This window comes from Aminobacter aganoensis (genome assembly GCF_014206975.1).
Classification (GTDB): Bacteria; Pseudomonadota; Alphaproteobacteria; order Rhizobiales; family Rhizobiaceae; genus Aminobacter; species Aminobacter aganoensis.
This window is the reverse complement of record NZ_JACHOU010000002.1, coordinates 290,274-308,602: the sequence shown is the minus strand read 5'-3', so window position 1 is coordinate 308,602 and position 18,329 is coordinate 290,274. Positions and strand designations below refer to the sequence as shown.

The 18,329-nt window shown below is 65.9% G+C and carries 22 protein-coding genes; 16 read left to right on the top strand and 6 right to left on the bottom strand.

Annotated features, from left to right (window positions below; all coding sequences use genetic code 11):
• The first annotated feature begins 14 nt into the window (after window positions 1-14).
• The 6 genes from GGR00_RS05440 to era all read left to right on the top strand — a co-directional run bounded on the left by GGR00_RS05440 (window position 15) and on the right by era (window position 6,012).
• A complete protein-coding gene (locus GGR00_RS05440) occupies window positions 15-2,246 on the top strand; it encodes a RelA/SpoT family protein (RefSeq protein WP_055978511.1) in 2,232 nt (743 codons plus the stop codon).
• A 33-nt stretch (window positions 2,247-2,279) separates the two neighbouring features.
• A complete protein-coding gene (gene pyrE, locus GGR00_RS05435; protein ID WP_055978513.1) occupies window positions 2,280-2,858 on the top strand; it encodes an orotate phosphoribosyltransferase in 579 nt (192 codons plus the stop codon).
• 262 nt (window positions 2,859-3,120) lie between these two features.
• The gene (gene acpS, locus GGR00_RS05430; protein ID WP_055978515.1) at window positions 3,121-3,522 is read left to right on the top strand and encodes a holo-ACP synthase; all 402 of its coding nucleotides are present in this window, start codon (window positions 3,121-3,123) and stop codon (window positions 3,520-3,522) included.
• 92 nt (window positions 3,523-3,614) lie between these two features.
• Window positions 3,615-4,361, top strand: a complete 747-nt coding sequence (gene lepB, locus GGR00_RS05425; RefSeq protein ID WP_184698378.1) for a signal peptidase I — start codon at window positions 3,615-3,617, stop codon at window positions 4,359-4,361.
• 2 nt (window positions 4,362-4,363) lie between these two features.
• Complete coding sequence (gene rnc, locus GGR00_RS05420; RefSeq protein WP_184698376.1) at window positions 4,364-5,086, top strand: ribonuclease III; 723 nt, start codon at window positions 4,364-4,366, stop codon at window positions 5,084-5,086.
• Complete coding sequence (gene era / locus GGR00_RS05415) at window positions 5,083-6,012, top strand: GTPase Era (protein WP_156381317.1); 930 nt, start codon at window positions 5,083-5,085, stop codon at window positions 6,010-6,012. The genes rnc and era overlap by 4 nt, the downstream gene beginning before the upstream one ends.
• A gap of 84 nt (window positions 6,013-6,096) precedes the next feature.
• Here era and GGR00_RS05410 read toward each other — a convergent pair whose 3' ends face one another.
• Both GGR00_RS05410 and GGR00_RS28235 read right to left on the bottom strand, forming a co-directional pair.
• Window positions 6,097-6,759 (bottom strand): pentapeptide repeat-containing protein, encoded by a 663-nt coding sequence (locus GGR00_RS05410; RefSeq protein WP_156381318.1) that lies wholly within the window; start codon window positions 6,757-6,759, stop codon window positions 6,097-6,099.
• A gap of 132 nt (window positions 6,760-6,891) precedes the next feature.
• The gene (locus tag GGR00_RS28235; protein ID WP_246441281.1) at window positions 6,892-7,212 is read right to left on the bottom strand and encodes a GNAT family N-acetyltransferase; all 321 of its coding nucleotides are present in this window, start codon (window positions 7,210-7,212) and stop codon (window positions 6,892-6,894) included.
• Window positions 7,213-7,711: 499 nt separating this feature from the next.
• On the opposite strand from GGR00_RS28235, the gene pepT reads away from it, so the two are divergent.
• Window positions 7,712-8,944, top strand: coding sequence for a peptidase T (gene pepT, locus GGR00_RS05400; protein ID WP_055978528.1), 1,233 nt, complete (start codon window positions 7,712-7,714; stop codon window positions 8,942-8,944).
• Here pepT and GGR00_RS05395 read toward each other — a convergent pair.
• From GGR00_RS05395 to GGR00_RS05385, 3 genes are all read right to left on the bottom strand, one after another.
• Entirely contained in the window at window positions 8,941-9,627 is a 687-nt protein-coding gene (locus GGR00_RS05395; RefSeq protein ID WP_184698373.1) for an HD domain-containing protein, read from the bottom strand. The two genes, pepT and GGR00_RS05395, sit on opposite strands and share 4 nt — an antisense overlap.
• The gene (locus GGR00_RS05390; RefSeq protein WP_055978530.1) at window positions 9,624-9,878 is read right to left on the bottom strand and encodes a hypothetical protein; all 255 of its coding nucleotides are present in this window, start codon (window positions 9,876-9,878) and stop codon (window positions 9,624-9,626) included. Before GGR00_RS05390 ends, GGR00_RS05395 begins: the two co-directional genes overlap by 4 nt.
• A 97-nt stretch (window positions 9,879-9,975) precedes the next feature.
• Window positions 9,976-10,527 carry a MarR family winged helix-turn-helix transcriptional regulator gene (locus GGR00_RS05385; RefSeq protein ID WP_055978532.1) on the bottom strand — a complete coding sequence of 184 codons (552 nt, stop codon included), beginning with the start codon at window positions 10,525-10,527 and terminating at the stop codon, window positions 9,976-9,978.
• Between the two features lie 50 nt (window positions 10,528-10,577).
• Between GGR00_RS05385 and GGR00_RS05380 the strand changes: the two genes are divergently transcribed.
• Window positions 10,578-11,492: a DMT family transporter gene (locus tag GGR00_RS05380; RefSeq protein WP_055978534.1), complete on the top strand. Its 915-nt coding sequence runs from the start codon at window positions 10,578-10,580 to the stop codon at window positions 11,490-11,492.
• 29 nt (window positions 11,493-11,521) lie between these two features.
• Complete coding sequence (locus GGR00_RS05375; RefSeq protein ID WP_055979223.1) at window positions 11,522-11,752, top strand: DUF4287 domain-containing protein; 231 nt, start codon at window positions 11,522-11,524, stop codon at window positions 11,750-11,752.
• A 12-nt stretch (window positions 11,753-11,764) separates the two neighbouring features.
• Here the strand turns inward: GGR00_RS05375 and GGR00_RS05370 are convergent, their stop codons facing one another.
• Window positions 11,765-12,340 carry a TetR/AcrR family transcriptional regulator gene (locus GGR00_RS05370; protein ID WP_055978537.1) on the bottom strand — a complete coding sequence of 192 codons (576 nt, stop codon included), beginning with the start codon at window positions 12,338-12,340 and terminating at the stop codon, window positions 11,765-11,767.
• Window positions 12,341-12,431: 91 nt separating this feature from the next.
• On the opposite strand from GGR00_RS05370, the gene GGR00_RS05365 reads away from it, so the two are divergent.
• The 7 genes from GGR00_RS05365 to GGR00_RS28200 all read left to right on the top strand — a co-directional run bounded on the left by GGR00_RS05365 (window position 12,432) and on the right by GGR00_RS28200 (window position 18,312).
• Complete coding sequence (locus tag GGR00_RS05365; protein WP_055978540.1) at window positions 12,432-13,340, top strand: SDR family oxidoreductase; 909 nt, start codon at window positions 12,432-12,434, stop codon at window positions 13,338-13,340.
• 126 nt (window positions 13,341-13,466) lie between these two features.
• The gene (locus GGR00_RS05360) at window positions 13,467-13,748 is read left to right on the top strand and encodes a metal-sensing transcriptional repressor (protein WP_055978542.1); all 282 of its coding nucleotides are present in this window, start codon (window positions 13,467-13,469) and stop codon (window positions 13,746-13,748) included.
• Window positions 13,749-13,831: 83 nt separating this feature from the next.
• Entirely contained in the window at window positions 13,832-15,151 is a 1,320-nt protein-coding gene (locus GGR00_RS05355) for an MFS transporter (RefSeq protein ID WP_184698371.1), read from the top strand.
• 67 nt (window positions 15,152-15,218) lie between these two features.
• On the top strand, window positions 15,219-15,611 hold the full coding sequence (locus GGR00_RS05350; RefSeq protein WP_184698369.1) for a DUF2946 family protein: 393 nt from the start codon (window positions 15,219-15,221) through the stop codon (window positions 15,609-15,611).
• A 54-nt stretch (window positions 15,612-15,665) separates the two neighbouring features.
• Entirely contained in the window at window positions 15,666-17,018 is a 1,353-nt protein-coding gene (locus GGR00_RS05345) for a PepSY-associated TM helix domain-containing protein (RefSeq protein ID WP_184698367.1), read from the top strand.
• Window positions 17,019-17,143: 125 nt separating this feature from the next.
• A complete protein-coding gene (locus GGR00_RS28205) occupies window positions 17,144-17,899 on the top strand; it encodes an MFS transporter (protein ID WP_210314952.1) in 756 nt (251 codons plus the stop codon).
• Window positions 17,845-18,312, top strand: coding sequence for an MFS transporter (locus GGR00_RS28200; protein WP_210314951.1), 468 nt, complete (start codon window positions 17,845-17,847; stop codon window positions 18,310-18,312). Before GGR00_RS28205 ends, GGR00_RS28200 begins: the two co-directional genes overlap by 55 nt.
• Window positions 18,313-18,329 lie beyond the last annotated feature (17 nt).

Genomic DNA, 18,329 nt, shown 5'->3' with positions numbered 1-18,329 from the left:
ACGGGAAGCCGCCCATGATGCGTCAGTATGAGCTTGTCGAGCGCGTCCAGCGCTACAAGCCTGACGTCAACGAGGCACTTCTCAACAAGGCCTACGTCTATGCCATGCAGAAGCATGGCCATCAGCGCCGCGCCTCGGGCGATCCCTATTTTTCGCACCCGCTCGAAGTGGCGGCGATCCTGACCGACATGCATCTCGACGAGGCGACGATCGCGGTCGCCCTGCTGCACGACACCATCGAGGACACCAGTGCGACGCGCGCCGAGATCGACGAGCTGTTCGGCCCCGACATCGGCAGGCTGGTCGAGGGCCTGACCAAGCTGAAGAAACTCGACCTCGTCTCCAAGAAGGCCGAGCAGGCGGAGAATCTGCGCAAGCTGCTGCTGGCGATCTCCGAGGACGTGCGCGTGCTGCTGGTCAAGCTCGCCGACCGGCTGCACAACATGCGCACGCTGCATCACGTGCCGGAAAGCAAGCGCCTGCGCATCGCCGAGGAGACGATGGACATCTATGCGCCGCTGGCCGGACGCATGGGCATGCAGGGCATGCGCGAGGAGCTGGAAGAGCTGGCCTTCCGCTACATCAATCCGGAGGCGTACCGCACCGTCACCGAGCGGCTGGCCGACCTCTCCGAGCGTAACAAGGGCGTGCTCGCCGACATCGAAAAGGCGCTGTCGGCGCAGTTCGAGAAATACAGCATCAAGTCGACGGTGAAGAGCCGGCAGAAGAAGCCGTGGTCGGTGTTCCGCAAGATGGAGACCAAGGCGCTGTCCTTCGAGCAACTGTCCGACATCTTCGGTTTCCGCGTCGTCGTCGACGGCGTCGAGGACTGCTACCGCGCGCTCGGCGCGATCCACACCACCTGGTCGATGGTGCCGGGGCGGTTCAAGGACTACATCTCGACGCCGAAGCAGAACGACTACCGTTCGATCCACACCACCATCGTCGGTCCGTCGCGCCAGCGCATCGAGTTGCAGATCCGCACCCGCGAGATGAACAAGGTCGCCGAGTACGGCGTCGCGGCGCACTCGATCTACAAGGACAACGTGCCCAAGACCAACGGCGCCGAGCACCAGATCTCCAAGGAAACCAATGCCTATGGCTGGCTCCGGCGGACGATCGAGCAGCTCGCCGACGGCGACAATCCCGAGGATTTCCTCGAAAATACCAAGCTCGAACTGTTCCAGGACCAGGTCTTCTGCTTCACGCCCAAGGGCATGCTGATCGCGCTGCCTCGGGGCGCGACGCCGATCGACTTTGCCTATGCGGTGCACACCGATGTCGGCGACACCTGCGTCGGCGCCAAGGTCAACGGCCGGGTGATGCCGCTGATGACCGAGCTCAAGAACGGCGACGAGGTCGAGATCATCCGCTCCAAGGCGCAGGTGCCGCCGGCGGCGTGGGAATCGATCGTGGTCACCGGCAAGGCCCGCTCGGCGATCCGGCGGGCGACCAAGAACGCCATCCGCAAGCAATATTCCGGGCTCGGCACCCGCATCCTCGAACGCGCCTTCGAGCGCGCCGGCAAGAAGTTCACCAAGGACGGGCTGAAGCCGGTTCTGCACCGGCTGGCGCGCAAGGACATCGAGGACGTTCTGGCCTCGGTCGGCCGCGGCGAGCTGTCGTCCAACGACGTCGTCCGCGCCGTCTTCCCCGACTACAAGGAAGAGCGCGTCACCCAGTCGGCGAAGCCGCGCGAGGAAGGCTGGTCGAAGATCCGCAACGCCGCGGGCATGCTGTTCCAGATCCCGGGACGCTCGTCGACGCCGCCGCGCAAGGAAAGCAAGCGCTGGGGACCGGCCGTTCCGATCCGCGGCGTCAGCGGCGACCTGCCGGTGCGCTTTGCGCCGGAAGGCGCTGTGCCGGGCGACCGCATCGTCGGCATCATGCAGCCGGGCTCCGGCATCACCATCTATCCGATCCAGTCGCCGTCGCTGATGGCCTTCGACGACCAGCCCGAGCGCTGGATCGACGTGCGCTGGGATCTTGACGAGGACTCCAAGGAGCGCTTTCCGGCACGCCTGACGGTGACGGCGATCAACGCGCCGGGCTCGCTCGCCGACATCGCCCAGGTGGTGGCGGCCAACGACGCCAACATCCACACGCTGTCGATGGTGCGCACGGCGCCCGACTTCACCGAAATGCTGCTCGATCTCGAGGTCTGGGACCTCAAGCACTTGAACCGGCTGATCTCCCAGCTCAAGGAAAACACCAGCGTCAGCGACGCCCGCCGCGTCAATGGCTGACGGCGGGGCCGCGCGACAGGAAAGACGAAACCGATGCAGACAAGCGACGTCCTCGACATCTTCCGCTCGGCCGGTGCCGTTCTGGAAGGCCATTTCATCCTGACCTCGGGCCTGCGCAGCCCGACCTTCCTGCAGAAGGCGCGCGTCTTCATGCACGCCGACAAGACGGAGGTGCTGTGCAAGGCGCTGGCCGACAAGATCCGTGCCGATGTCGCCGGCGACATCGATTATGTCGTCGGACCGGCGATCGGCGGGCTGATCCCGGCCTATGAGACCTCACGCCACCTGAAGGTTCCGGCGATCTGGGTCGAGCGAGAGCAGGGCACCTTCCGTCTGCGCCGCTTTGAAATAGAGAAAGGCGCCCGTGTCGTCATCGTCGAGGACATCGTCACAACCGGCCTGTCGATCCGCGAGACCATTGCCTGCCTGGCCGAGCTCGGCGCCGAGGTCGTGGCCGCCGCCTGCATCATCGACCGCTCGGCGGGAAAGACCGATGTCGGCGTGCCGCTGATCGCGCTTGCCGAATACGAGGTTCCGGCCTATCCGGCCGATCAGCTGCCGCCGGAACTGGCGGCGATCCCGGCGGTAAAGCCGGGCAGCCGGAATATCTGAGGCGGATGGCGGTGAGCCTGATCGCGCCAGGACATTTGCCCAGCGGTGCAGAATGTGGCGCGGCGCTGCGGACGGCGGTCTTCTCCCCGTCCTTCACGGGGAGAAGATGCCGGCAGGCAGATGAGGGGCAGCGGAAACGCAGCAAGATTGCCCCTCACCCATACCCTCTCCCCGTGAAGGACGGGGCGAGGGGGGCGTCTGCCTCGCGCCCGTCTTCAGAAATGCGGATAAGCTCTGGCCTTCGCGATACTGTGGAGCAGCCATGATCCTCGGCATCGGCAGCGACCTCGTCGACATCAGGCGGATCGAAAAATCGATCGCCAGGCATGGCGAGCGTTTTGTCCAGCGCATCTTCACCGACGTCGAACAGGAGCGCGCCGAGAGCCGCCGCGGCCGGATCGCCTCCTATGCCAAGCGTTTCGCCGCCAAGGAGGCGTGCTCCAAGGCGCTCGGCTGCGGCATTGCCGAGGGCGTGTTCTGGCGCGACATGGGCGTGGTCAACCTGCCGGGCGGGCGGCCGACGATGCAACTGACCGGCGGCGCGGCGAAGCGGCTGGCAGCGATGCTGCCGGACGGCCATCGCGCCGTGGTCCACCTGACCATCACCGACGATTTTCCCCTCGCGCAAGCCTTTGTGATCATCGAGGCGCTGTCGGTCGAATAACGGCCACTATCTTAAGGTTTTGGCGGCGGCTGGGACATTGCCCCGGCGACGGCGAGCCCTTATACCCATCGCGACCTACAATCGAGGACGACATGAGCGTGGCTGAAAAACAGAAGAAGTCCGGCGGGCTGGGCGAGACCGTAAGCGTCATCGTCCAGGCGCTGCTGCTCGCCCTGGTGATCCGGACGTTGCTGTTCCAGCCGTTCTCGATCCCATCGGGTTCGATGCGGCCGACGCTGCTCGAGGGCGATTATCTGTTCGTCACCAAGTGGGCCTACGGCTACTCGCGCTATTCGCTGCCGCTGTCGCCCAACCTGTTTAACGGCCGCATCTTCGGCTCGGATCCCGAGCGCGGCGACGTCGTCGTCTTCAAGTTCCCGCCCAACCCTTCGCTCGACTACATCAAGCGCGTCGTCGGCCTGCCGGGCGACCGCATCCAGATGAAGGAAGGCCAGCTCTACATCAACGGTACCGCCGTTGCGCGCGAGAAGGTCGGCCAGATCGACAATCCCGACATCACCGAGGTCAACCGCCCGGTCGACGTCTATCGCGAGACGCTGCCGAACGGCGTTTCCTACGACACGCTCGACCTGACGCCGAACGCGATCGGCGACGACACCCGCGAGTTCGTCGTGCCCGAAGGTCATTTCTTCATGATGGGCGACAACCGCGACAACTCGACCGACAGCCGCTTCAATGTCGGCTTCGTGCCGGGTGAAAACCTCGTCGGCCGCGCCAACATCATCTTCTTCTCGATCGCCAACGGTGCAAGCCCGCTGGAAATCTGGAAGTGGCCGACCGAGATGCGCGCCTCGCGCCTGTTCAACTTCGTCCGATAGGCATGGCTGGCAAGCGGCTCACCGCAACGGAACTCGCCGACGCGCTGCAACTCCGCACCGGCCACATCTTCCGCGACCACCAGCGCCTGCAACGGGCGCTGACGCATGGCAGTGCGCGCAGCGCCCATGCCGGCGTCGACTATGAGCGTTTCGAGTTCCTGGGTGACCGGGTGCTCGGGCTGGCTGTTGCCGACATGCTGCTGGCCGACTTCCCGAACGCGCCCGAAGGCGAGCTTTCGGTCAGGCTCAACGCGCTGGTCAATGCCGAGGCCCTGGCCCAGATCGCCGACGAGATCGGCCTCGCCGAGCTGATCCGCGCCGGCAGCGAGGTGCGCAACCTCGCCGAGCGCAAGCGCGTCAACCTGCGTGCGGATGCGCTGGAATCGCTGCTTGCCGTCGTCTATCTCGATGGCGGGATGGACGCCGCCAAGCGCTTCATCCACAAATTCTGGAAGCCGCGTGCCGAAGCCGCAGGCGCGGCCCGCCGCGACCCCAAGACCGAATTGCAGGAGTGGGCGCACCAGGCGTCGACTTCAGTGCCTGCCTACCAGATCGAAAGCCGCACCGGCCCGGATCACGACCCCGTCTTTTCGGTGAGCGTGCGGGTCGGCCAATTGTTGCCCGCCACAGGCACCGGCCGCTCCAAGCGCGAGGCCGAGCAGAACGCCGCCGCCGCCCTCTTGGTGCGCCAGGGCGTATGGAAGAACGAGGAGACCGCATCGTGACCGATGCCCCTGAGACCGCCACGCCCGCGACGGGTGCCACCCGCTCGGGCTTCGTTGCCCTTCTGGGCGCGCCCAATGCCGGCAAGTCGACGCTGGTCAACCGGCTCGTCGGCGCCAAGGTGTCGATCGTCACCCACAAGGTGCAGACAACGCGCGCCATCGTGCGTGGCATCGCCACCCACGACAACGCCCAGATTGTGTTCATCGACACGCCGGGCATCTTCAAGCCGAAGCGTCGCCTCGACACGGCGATGGTCACCACCGCCTGGGGCGGGGCCAGGGACGCAGACGTCATTCTGGTGCTGATCGACGCCGAACGCGGCATCAAGGGCGACGCGGCAGCCATCCTCGAACGCCTCAAGGATGTGCGCCAGCCCAAGGTGCTGATCCTCAACAAGGTCGACCGGGTCGATCCCGAAAAGCTGCTGAAGCTGACGGCGACCGCCAACGAGGCCGTCGAGTTCGAGCGCACCTTCATGGTTTCGGCGCTGACCGGCTCCGGCTGCAAGGATTTGCTCGACTTCCTGGCCAAGCGCCTGCCAGAGGGTCCGTGGTATTATCCCGAGGACCAGATCTCCGACCTGCCGATGCGCCAGCTTGCGGCCGAGATCACCCGCGAGAAGCTCTATCTCAGGCTGCATCAGGAATTGCCGTATTCGTCTCACGTCGAAACCGAAAAGTGGGAAGAGCTGCCGAACGGCTCGGTCCGCATCGAACAGGTGATCTTTGTCGAGCGCGACAGCCAGAAGAAGATCGTGCTCGGCCACAAGGGCGAGACCATCCGCGCCATCGGCCAGGCGTCGCGCATGGAGATCGCCGGCATACTCGAGCAGAAGGTGCACCTGTTCCTGTTCGTCAAGGTGCGCGAGAACTGGGGCGACGATCCCGAGCGCTACCGCGAAATGGGACTGGATTTCCCGCACTAAGCTGCAACCAGTCTCCTGGTCGCCCAAAGTCTTCGGGCCTGTCAGCATGAGCCGAGGCCGCATGTCCGCGTCGGCGGCCATGCCTCACAGCACTTGAAGCCCGAGGTTGCGCAAGAGATCCGTCGCCTGGCTTTTCGAGATGGCGGCACCTTTCAGGAATGCCGCATCGTTGAGCTTGAGCGGCCCGAGGTCGCAGCCGCGCAGGTCGGCGCTTTCGAAGCGGCACAGACGCAGGGCAGCACCGCGCAGGCTGCAGCCATCGAAAACGGCTTCGCGGAAGTCGCAGTTCCTGAGGTCGGCGTCGCTGAAATCGAGGCTTTCAAGCGTCTTGCGGCGAAACGAAACGCCTGACAGGAACACGCTGACAAGCCGGCACTCCTGAAAGTCGATGCCGTTCATCGAGCAGTCGGCGAAGGTCGCGCCGGTCAGCTTGCAGCGACGGAAAGCGGTGGTGTTGAGCCGCGAGCGCGTCCAGTCGGTGTTCGACAGGTCACAGCCCTCGAATTGTGCGTCGACCGCATCGATGGACGTAAGCTTCGCCCGCGACATGCGGCAGTTGATCCATCGGCTGTCCGCCAGATTTGTCGCCGCGAAGTTGCATTCCGGCATGTTGCAGTCGACGAATTCGCAGCCGCTGAGATCGAGGCGCGCAAGCGAAGTGCCGAGCAGGTCGAGGCCGCTGAACGATTTCTGGCCTGCGGCGAGGCGGCCGGGGAGGGCTGTGTGGTCTTCCGGAGTGCTTGGCATGATCTCGTTGCGAGGCAAAGGGCCTCGTGTTCGATTGATTCTGACGACACCATTTGCTTAGCAGTTCGGGACGAGGAAAGCTGCTTGTCGCGGGAGCCCCGGCGTCGATGGCGACGTGGCCGGACGCATGATCTAGCCATCAATGGTTTGGCTGGAGATGCTGTCGGCTGGACGAAACCCGTATCGGAGAACATGGTTCGGGTAGGACTGGTCGGCGATCTGGAAACGCGTTTCCCCGACCTTCTCAAAGCCCTTTCTCAGGTAGAAGTCCGTGGCGCGGGTGTTTTCCGCATTGACCGTGAGCCAGACATCCGGCCGGCTGGCAGCAGCGCAATATCGCAGGGCTTCCGCGAGCAGTCTTGCGCCGGCGCCGGAGCCCTGGTGGCGGGGTTGGACGTAGAGCGTCGAGATTTCGAGGTCGGAGCATCCCGCTACAGGCGCCGGCGAACCCAACGAGACGTGGACGAATCCGTCGATGCCGACGGTGTTTTGCGAGGATGGTCTGGCCAGCCTGCGTCAGGATCCCTTCGAAGCGGGCGGCGGTGAAATGATCCAGGGCGTAGTCGGCGAAGAACGCACTGACGCCGTTGCGAATGTAGGTGTTCAGCCAGACTTCCAGGCCGAGCGCGGCGAGGCTGGAGGCATCCGTCAGTCTGGCCGGTCTGATCACGTTCGGTCCATTCTATCCAGTGTGGGTCAAGCTGCGGATAGGGGATGGCTCGCTGTTTGGGAAGGCACGACAACCTGCACGCGCAACGTTGGCGAAGGTTTCATCGGCCGTCCGAATTCGTCGGCTGGCTTTGGGATGGTTTCACACCGAGGAACTCGTCGCCCCTCGGAACCGGAAGCGGCATGCGTCGGGCTGCTGGCACAAGGGCTGGCACGGAGAAACGCATTCACCCCGGCGGCGCGGGCGGTTATACAGGCCCGACCGATTGCACTGGACCTTGCCATGACCGATACCGTTCTCAACCGTTTCCTGCGCTACGTCGTCATCGACACCCAAGCCGACGGAAGCTCGACCTCCCAGCCGTCGACCGAAAAGCAGAAGAACCTCGGCCGCCTGCTGGTCGAGGAACTGCAGGCGATCGGCCTTGGCGATGCGCATCTCGACGAGCATGGCTACGTCTACGCCACGATCCCGTCGAACAGCGACAAGCAGGTGCCGGTGATCTGCTTCTGCTCGCACATGGACACCGCCCCTGATTTCACCGGCACCAATGTCAAGCCGCAGGTGATCCGGAACTATGCCGGCGGCGACATCGTGCTGCCGGGCGATCCCTCCCGCGTCATCCGGGTGAGCGAGCATCTCGAACTGAACAACCAGATCGGCAACGACATCGTCACCACCGACGGCACGACCTTGCTGGGCGCCGACGACAAGGCCGGCGTCGCCGAGATCGTGGCGGCGGCCAAGGTTCTGGTCGACAATCCCGACATCAGGCACGGCACGGTCAAGATCCTGTTCACCACCGACGAGGAGATCGGCCGCGGCGTCGACAAGGTCGACTTCGCCAAGCTCGGCGCAGCCTTCGCCTACACCATGGATGGCGAGACGGCTGGCACCATAGAGGACGAGACGTTCTCCGCCGACGGCGTCGAGATATCGATCTCGGGCGTCGCCATGCATCCCGGTCTTGCCAAGGGTCGCATGGAGAACGCCATCAAGATCGCCGGTGCCATCATCGACCGGCTGCCAAGGGACATGGCGCCCGAGACGACCGAAGGCCGGCAGGGCTTCGTCCACCCGACCAGCGTCAGCGGCTCGATGGAAAAGGCGACGATCAGCCTGATCGTCCGCGATTTTCGCGACGAAGGGCTGGCCGAAAAGGAGGCCATGCTCGAACAGATCGTCAGCGACGTTGTCTCGGCCTATCCCGGCTCGACCTACAGCTTCACCGTCAAGGAGCAGTACCGCAACATGAAGGTGGTGCTCGACCGCCACCCCGAGATCGTCGAGAACGCCGTCGAGGCCATTCGCCGCGCCGGCATGGAACCGGTGCGCGGCAGCATCCGTGGCGGCACTGACGGTTCGCGCCTGTCGTTCATGGGCCTGCCATGCCCCAACATCTTCGCCGGCGGCCATGCCTTCCACTCGCCGCTCGAATGGGTCAGCCGCCAGGACATGGAAAAGGCGGTGAAGACCATCGTCGAACTGGCCAGGGTCTGGGAAGAGCGGGCCTAGGCGCCCGCAATTTCCCGGCCGAGGTCCGCGACGAACTCCCTCATCAGGTCCGTGCGCTGGCGGCCGATCTTGCGGCCGGCGGCGGTGAGCAGGCCTGACGACAGTTGGAACAGCTTGGTCTCGAAATGGTCGAGCGCGAAGCGCCTGTCGTCGAGCGGGCGGCGTTGCGAGAACGGGTCATTCGCGTCGTAGAGCGGCAATCCCAGCCGTCCGGCGACGTAGAACACCCGGGCAATGCCGAGCGCGCCCAGCGCGTCGAGCCGGTCGGCATCGCGCAGGATGGCCGCTTCGGGGCTGCGCGGCTCGATGTTGGCCGAGAAGCTGTGCGCATCGATGGCATGGGCGACCGCCTCGCTACGCTCCGCACGCCAGCCGGCCTGGCGCAAGAGCCCGCGCGCCACATCGGCCGACAGGCGCGAGGCCATGGCGCGCTGCGGCGAGTTCTTCTCCACGGCAACGCAGTCGTGGAACAGCGTCGCCACCGCAAGCACCTCCATGTCCGCGCCCGGTTCCGTCGCCGCGATCCGGCAGACGAGGGCCCACACCCGCATCAGGTGCGAGCGGTCATGCGAGCCGTCGCCCTCGGCCATGGCGCCGTCCCAGCGCGCCAGCAGGCCGGCGAGCAGCGTCTCGTGCGGTGCAAACAAGCGGGCGAGGTCTTCGATTTCGGAAGCTGTCATCATGCTTCGGCCAGCACCTGCTCGACGATCGACACCAGTGCGCCGCGGGCCTCGCGATTGGTGGCGAAGTCGGCGACGGCGATGCCGGAGGCTGGCGAATAACAGGCCGCGACGAACGTCTTGGTGTTGCTGGCCGCCCGCAGGGGCGTTTTGACCGAAAGCGGCCGGCCGGCAGCTACAAGACCCCAGGGCTTATCGAGCGCCTTCGCGGTCGGTTGCTGGCTCAGCATTGTGGCAAGATCGTCGCGGTTCATTCTCGTTTCCCGTGATGCGGTCGGTGATTCCGGGCGCACTGTGGCGTGCCGATCTCGGTGACCGGTAGCGCCAGCCGGGGCAGGTGCTTGGCCAGGTTCACTCCAGCGCCGGCGCACTGCCGAGCGACAGCGCCAGCTTGCGCAGCAGCCGGGCGAGTTGGGCCTGTTCATCCCAGCTCAAGCTTTCCAGCATCAGCGTTTCCACCGCCATGTCGGCCTCGAAGGCCTCGCGGGCGCGGGAAATGCCTTCCTCCGTCAACTCCACCGGCAGGCTGCGGCCGTCGCCGTCGGAGGCCACCTGCCTGACCAGGCCAGCCTTGACCAGCTTGGCGATGCGGTTGGTGACGCCGCCCGACGAGATCATCATCGACTTGTAGAGCTCGGTCGGGCGCAGCCGGTAGGGCGGGCCCGAGCGCAGCAGCGTGAACAGCACGTCGGCCTCGCCGCTGTCGAGCCCATGGGAGGCGAAGATCGCCTCGATCTCGGGGCGGGCGGCGAGCGTGATCCAGCGGGCGCGACCCAGGATCGCCATGCCGCGGGTGTCGAGATGGGGCAGTTCCCGCGCCCACTGTGCCCGGCGCGCGTCGATGCCGTCCTGCAGGCCGTCGCTGGCCGGTTCCCCGATATTTTCGTCGAGATGTCTTGACACTAAGATAGTTCCGTCATTTATCTTAGTACTAAGATATCTCGAGGTCGACCATGACGCAACAGGAAGTTCTCCGCACCCCGGTGGCCTATGCCGCGCGCTCGCCTCTGCTGCTGCTAGCGCTGTGCGGCCTCGTCTTCGCCACCCGCATCATGATCTCCAAGGCGGCGCTGAATGCCGGCATGCAGCCGTTCCAGCTGGCGCTGGTCGCCAATGTCGGCGCCGGCATGATCCTGCTGCCGCTGCTGGCCGCGTCGGGGCAGGGCATCCCGCGCGAGCGGCGCCATCTCGTGCTCTACCTGGTGCTCGGCATCATCAGCTTCACCATCCCGACCGTGCTCGGCTACTATATCGTGGACCGCGTCGGGCCGGCCTACACCTCGACCGTCTATTCGCTGTCGCCGCTGCTGACGATGAGCTTCGCCGCCGGGCTCGGCATCGAGCGCATGTATCTCAGGCGCTTCGCCGGCATCCTGATCGGTCTTGCCGGCATGGCCGCGCTTGTGCAGCAGCAGATCGCCGAGATCGACTTCTCGCAGACCGTCTGGGTGCTGCTCGGCATCATCATTCCGGCCTGCGCCGCCGCCGGCAACATTATCCGCACGGCCTACTGGCCCAAGGGCTCGTCGGCGCTCGCCTTCTCCTGCGGCATCCTGCTGAGCTCCAGCCTGATGGTGGCGCTGGTGGCGCCGTTCTTCGAGGCGCCGTCGAGCTGGATCTTCCTCGACCGCGACATCCTGTTCTGGATCGGCTGCATGGTGGCGACGTCAGCCAGCTCCTACCTGCTCAACTTCCGCCTGCAGGAGATCGGCGGGCCGGTGTTCTTCAGCCAACTCGGCTATTGGGGCACGGGCTTCGGCGTGGTGCTGGCAGCCCTGCTGTTCAACGACGTGCTGACCATGCTGTCGGTCGTGGGGCTTACCGCGATCATCGCCGGCGGTGTGCTGGCCAACCGCAAGTGCGCCTGATCAATTCAATCGTCAACGAGGAGAACGACATGTCTTTCCAGGCCTATCTCGACACCATCAAGACCAAGACCGGCAAGGGGCCGGAGGAACTGGCAGCGCTCGCCGACGGCAAGGGATTTTCCGACGGCGGCAAGCTGAAGCCAGGCGTCAAGGCCGGGCAGATCATCGAATGGCTGCGCGACGAGTTCGCCCTCGGCCACGGCCATTCGATGGCGGTCTATGCGCTTTTGAGCGGCAAGAAGAAGCCCGGCGACAAGTAGCAACGGACTGGATCAGCCGGCTTTTGCCGGCTCGGCCAGCACGGCGGAAACGAAGCCGCGCAGGCCGGCGGCGACGAAGTCCTGGACCTTGCCCTGCGGGTCGAAACCCCACCACAACAGCGAGCCTTGCCATTGCGAGGCCATCAGCAGGCCGATGCCGCGGGGTGCTGTGGCAACATCAGTGAAGCGCTCGTCGAGGGCGGCTGACAGCGCCACTTTCCAGGTAGCACCGCGGGCCCGGAGTACGGGATCGCGCAGATCCTCGCGCAGCACCAAGAGACCTTCGGCATAGGTTTCGATGCCGCCATAATCCGACAGGCCGACAAGCAGCTCGATCGCCCCTTCGGGCGTCCTTGGCGTCGAGGCGGCCAGCGCTGCCGTCCTGGCGTCGAGCCCGTCCCAGGCATGCAGCAGCGTTGCCTGCTTCAGCCTGGCCTTGGACTTGAAGCGCTGCACCAGCGTCGCCGGCGACAGGCCGCAGGCACGGCCGAGGCTTTCGAAGGTCAGCGCATCGGGGCCGTTGTCATGCAGCAGCCGGGAAGCGGCGACGAGCACGTCATGGTCGGAAAGGGTCTTGGGGCGGGGCATATTGACCGTTAATTTATAAACGAATATTCATTTATATATCGCCCTAAAGGTGATTTCCAGCCTTCGACCGACACAATTTCGGGAGAGATCGATGACACTGCAAGGGAAAGTGGCGCTCGTCGCCGGCGGCAGCCGCGGCGCGGGCAGGGGCATTGCCATGGAACTGGGCGCGGCCGGCGCCACCGTCTACGTGACCGGGCGCACGACCCGCGACCGGCAATCCGAATACCAGCGGCCCGAGACGATCGAGGAAACCGCGGAGGCCATCGATGCGCTGGGCGGCAGAGGCATCGCGGTGCGCGTCGACCATCTGGTGTCGGACGAGGTGCGCGATCTCGTCGCCCGAATCCGCAAGGAACAGGGCCGGCTCGACATCCTGGTCAACGACATCTGGGGCGGCGAGAAGCTGTTCGAGTGGAACAAGCCGGTGTGGGACCACAATCTCGACAACGGCCTCCGTATGCTGAGGCTATCCATCGATACGCATCTGATCACCGCCCATCACGCGCTGCCGCTGATGATCGAGAAGTCGGGCGGGCTGCTGGTCGAGGTGACCGACGGCACGGCCGAATACAATGCCGTGAACTACCGCCTGTCGCCGTTTTACGACCTGTGCAAGGCGGCGGTGCTGCGCATGGCCTGGGCCCATGCCAAGGATCTCGCTCCGCATGGCGCGACCTCGGTAGCGATCACGCCGGGCTGGCTGCGCTCGGAAATGATGCTGGAGCATTTCGGCGTGACCGAAGCTAACTGGCGCGACGCGCTCGAAAATGTTCCGCATTTCGCCATCTCCGAAACGCCGCGCTTCGTCGGCAGGGCGGTGGCGGCTCTCGCCGCCGACCCCGACGTTGCGCGCTGGAACGGCCAGTCGCTGTCGAGCGGCGGACTGGCGCAGGTCTATGGCTTCACCGACCTCGACGGCTCCAGGCCCAATGCATGGCCCTATGTCGTCGAGGTGCAGGATGCGGGCAAGCCGGCGGATACGACGGGTTATCGCTGAGCACAGACATTTCCGATCGGAGCTTTGCTCCGAGCCAGTGCCTGGGCGCTCGGTCCGGTCGCGAAGCTTGATTCATGGTGATATCTGGCCTTGACCGTATCCCCTCCGGGGGGATAGCAATTGGACATGACGGAACATGCTCACCACCACGCCTCCCATCCCGACACGGTCAAGCGGTTGAAGCGGGCCGAGGGCCATCTGCGCGGCATCATCGCCATGATCGATGCGGGCCGCCCCTGCCTCGACATCGCCCAGCAGCTTCATGCCGTCGAGAAGGCGGTCGGACAGGCCAAGCGCACGCTGATCCAGGATCATCTCGACCATTGCCTCGAAGACGCGGTCGGAACCTTGCCGCGCCAGCAGCGCCAGTCGATCGACGAATTCAAGGAAATCACCAAGTACCTCTAGGCCGCGCCGCGGCCGTTCTGCGGCCACGTCGGATGCCGAAGGACTGACTGGCCCTCGGGCCGCCGAACACCGCCAGGGCGACGATGCTGCAGATCCTTTCCAACCGAACCTATCGCCACCTTTTCGCGGCGCAGCTGATCGCGCTGCTGGGCACCGGCCTTGCCACCGTTGCGCTCGGGCTCCTGGCCTACGAACTGGCGGGGCCCGATGCCGGCGTGGTGCTCGGCACGGCCCTGGCGATCAAGATGATCGCCTTCGTCGCCGTGGCACCCGTCGCGGCAGCCTTTGCCGAACGCCTGCCGCGTCGTTCGATGCTCGTCTGCCTCGATCTCGTGCGCGCGGCGGTGGTGCTGCTTCTGCCCTTCGTCACCGAGGTCTGGCAGGTCTATGTCCTGATCTTCGTGCTGCAGTCGGCCTCGGCCGGCTTCACCCCGGCATTCCAGGCGACGATCCCCGACGTTTTGCCCGACGAGAAGGACTATACCCGCGCGCTGTCGCTGACCCGGCTGGCCTATGATCTCGAGAGCCTTGTCAGCCCCATCCTGGCGGCCGCCTTGCTGACGGTGGTCAGCTTCCACGAACTGTTCGCCGGCACCGTCGTCGGCTTCCTGGCGTCGGCAGCACTGGTGGTCTCGGTGACGCTGCCGAGCGCGAAGCTGTCGGCGCCGCGCGGCATCTATGAGCGGACGACGCGCGGCGTGCGCATCTATCTCGCCACGCCCAGGCTGCAGGGCCTGCTCGCGGTCAGCATGGCGGTCGCAGCCTCCGGCGCCATGGTGATCGTCAACACCGTCGTCATCGTGCAGGGCGAGTACGGCCTGTCGCAGAAGGCGACGGCCTTGGCGCTCGCCGCCTACGGCGCAGGCTCGATGACGGCGGCGCTGATGCTGCCGAGAATCCTCGACCGGGTGCAGGACCGCTCGATCATGCTGGCGGGCATTTCCCTGCTGGCGCTCGGCCTCGTTTCCGGCACGCTGGTGCAGGGCTTTGCTTCGCTTTTGCCGCTGTGGTTCATACTCGGCCTCGGCTATTCGATGGCGCAGACTCCAGCGGGCAGGCTGCTCCGACGCTCGTCGCGTGCCGAGGACAGGCCGGCCCTGTTTGCCGCGCAGTTCGCGCTGTCGCATGCCTGCTGGCTGGTCACCTATCCGCTGGCCGGCTGGCTTGGCGTGAAGGTCGGCCTGCCGGCGACCTTCGTCATCATGGCCGGCATCGCGGCCGCGGCGGTTGCCGTGGCCTTGCGCCTGTGGCCGTCGTCCGATCCCGATGTCGTCGACCACCATCACGACGGACTTGCCGACGACGACCCGCACTGGGCCGAAGGCGGGCACCGCCTCGGCCATCGCCACGCCCATGGCTTCGTCATCGACACGCTGCACCCGCAATGGCCGCGCCACGGCTGAGGCAGCCTGACGTCCGTGCCGCAGTGACGTTGCCGCGGAATCGTGTCATTCCGCTAGCATGAAGGGGATGCGGCTCATCTTGCGGGACAGGCTGTCGGCTGGCGCCATCGCCGGCATGGTCGCCTTCATGCTGCTGTTTCAGGCGCTGCTTTCAGGTGCCGCGACAGGCGCCATGGCCGCCTCCGCCGCCAATCCGCTCGGCGTTATCTGCACAATGGAGGGCATGGACCCGGCAGGCGGCGACACACAGCCCGCCCGCAGCCCCGCGGAGTGTCCCTGCGGCACGCTGTGCCAGCTGTCAGCGGCCGCAACGCCCGGCCTGCCGGGCGAGCAACTGGCCTTCATCCTTGAGCGGCCCGAGGCGAGTGGTGCCGTCGTCGCCGAAAAGCGGCAGCCGGCACCCCGGGGCCTGCGTGGCCTGATCGCCGAGGCGAGGGCGCCTCCGCACGTCTCCATCTGACGTCGAAACCTGCGGGCCCGTGCGGCTCGCGCTTCCACGCTTATGGAGACAACAATGTCCGAAACGACCCCCGGACGGGAGAACGCCGTCGCGCGCTCTGCGTCCAATCTGTATCGCGCCGTCTGGCGCTGGCACTTCTATGCCGGGCTGATGGTGCTGCCCTTCATGGTCACGCTCGCCGTGACAGGCGCGCTCTACCTGTTCAAGGACGAGATCGACGGTTTCGTCTATCCCGAGATCAAGCGCGTTGCCATCGAGCAGGGCAACGTTGCGCCGGAAGCCATGGTGGATGCGGCCTTGGCCACTTATCCCGGCACGGCGGTGAAGTACCTCGACCCGGCAACGCCGGAGAGCCCGGCCGAGATCACGGTTGCGACGGCCGACTTCGGCAAGCTGGCCGTCTATGTGAACCCCTACAGCGGCGCGGTGCTGGGCGCCTTGCCCGACCGCGGCACCATCATGTGGACCATCCGCACCCTGCACAGCCTGAAATATTTCGGCGACACAGCACGGCTGCTGATCGAGCTTGCCGGCGGCTGGTCGATCCTTTTGGTCGGCACCGGCATCTATCTGTGGTGGCCGCGCGGCAAGAAGGGCGGTGTCGTCACCGTGCGCGGCAAGCCCGGGAACCGCATGTTCTGGCGCGACCTGCACGCGGTGACCGGCCTGCTCGTCGGTTTTTTCATCGTCTTCCTGGCAGTCACCGGCATGCCCTGGTCGGGCGTCTGGGGCGAGAAGGTCAATGAATGGACCAATGGCAGCAACTTCGGCTATCCCTCGGGCGTGCGCGTCGACGTGCCGATGTCAGGCGATCATCTCGACCATGTCTCCAAGACGTCGTGGTCGCTGGAGCAGGCCAGGCTGCCGGAATCCTCGGTCGCCGCCGACACGCCGATCGGACTCAATAAGGCGGTCGAGACCTTCGACAGGCTCGGCCTGCATCGCGGTTATGCAGTCGCGATCCCGGCCAAGCCGGAGGGCGTCTACACCGGTTCGGTCTATCCCGACGACGCGGCCCGGCAGCGGGTGATCCATCTCGACCAGTACAGCGGCGAGCCGCTGATCGACATGGGTTTTGCAGACTACGGCCCGGGCGGCAAGTGGATGGAATGGGGCATCTCTGTGCATATGGGGCAGGAGTTCGGCCTGGTGAACCAAATGGTGCTGCTGGCCGCCTGCCTCGGCATCGTGCTGCTTGCCGTATCGGCGGGGGTGATGTGGTGGAAGCGGCGTCCGGCAGGGTCGCTCGGCGTGCCGCCGCTGCCCGAAGACACAAAGGTGTTCCGCGGGCTGATCGCCATCCTCGCCATCGGCGGCATCGTCTTTCCGCTCGTCGGCATCTCGCTGCTGGCGATGCTGGCGCTCGACTGGGCCGGCACGCGCGTGCTGCCTCCACGTTTCGCCTGACGCGATGCGGCCGCTGCCCGACGGCGGCGGCCGCCTTGGACCAAACGGCTTTGCTTGACCCGTGGCCCATCATGAGGCACTGACGCCGTCCCGAAAAAAGCCTTCATCAACGGACTGGCAGGACAATGACCACCGGCAAGCATGGCGGCCATGCAGGCATCGCTTTCGCACTCATCGTGACCAGCACGGTGCTCGGCATCGCCGGCACCGATCTCGTGCTGCCGGCCGTGCCGAGCCTGCCGGAGGTGCTGGGCGGCACCTATGCGCAGGCGCAGTTCGTGCTGGCGGCCTTCGTCACCGGCGCGGCGGTCGGGCTGCTGGCCTTCGGCACGCTGGGTGCGCATTTCGACCAGCGCCGCCTGCTGGTGGCCTCGCTCGTCGCCTATGGCCTGGTCTCGGCTGCGGCCGGCATGAGTACGTCGCTCGACATGCTGATCGGCCTGCGCTTTCTGCAGGGCGCGGCGGGTTCGGCGGCTGCGGTGTTCGCGCCGGGCATGATCCGGGCGCTGTTCGGCGACGACCGCGCGGTCGGCAAGCTCGGCCTGCTCGGCTCGATCGAGGCGCTGACCCCGGCGCTCGCCCCCGTGGCCGGCGTATGGCTGCTGTCGCTCGCCGGCTGGACCGCGTCATTCGACGTCATCGCCGTGCTGGCGCTGGTGCTCGCCGCCGCCGTTGCCGGCCTTGGCAGGCATCTGCCGGCGCTGACGACGGGCAAGGGCGCCGGCGGCTACGCCCACCTGCTGCGCGACGCCACCTTCCTGCGCTATGCGGTGAGCCACGCCTTCACGCTGGGCGCGTTGCTGGTCTCGTCTTTGCGGCGCCGACTGTGTTCGTCGCGGCCCTCGGCGCCGGGCTCAAGGACTTCATCATCATGCAGGTGACGGGCATCGTCACCTTCATCATCGCTGCCAACTGGACCGGCCGGCTGACCGGGCGTTTCGGCGCCGAACGCATGATCTGGTTCGGCACCGGGCTGGCCGCACTCGGTGGCGTGGCGATGCTGGGCTATGGGCTGGTGGGTGGCGCCAACACGCTGGTGATCACCGCGCTGTTCGTGCCGTTCAACTTCGGCCTTGGCTTCCGTGGCCCACCCGGTTTCCATCGCGCCGTGGTGGCCTCGCAGGGCGACGATGCCCGTGGCGCGGCCCTTGTGGTGGTCGCCATCCTCGGCACCACGGCGGCGGGCACCGCTGTCGTCGCGCCCTTCATCACGGGGGGCTGCTGCCGCTTGCCATCGTTGCCGCCGCACTGGTGCTGGTTGCGTTGCTGCTGCTGGCGGCGATCCCGCCGCTGAAGGACAAATGAGGGCGC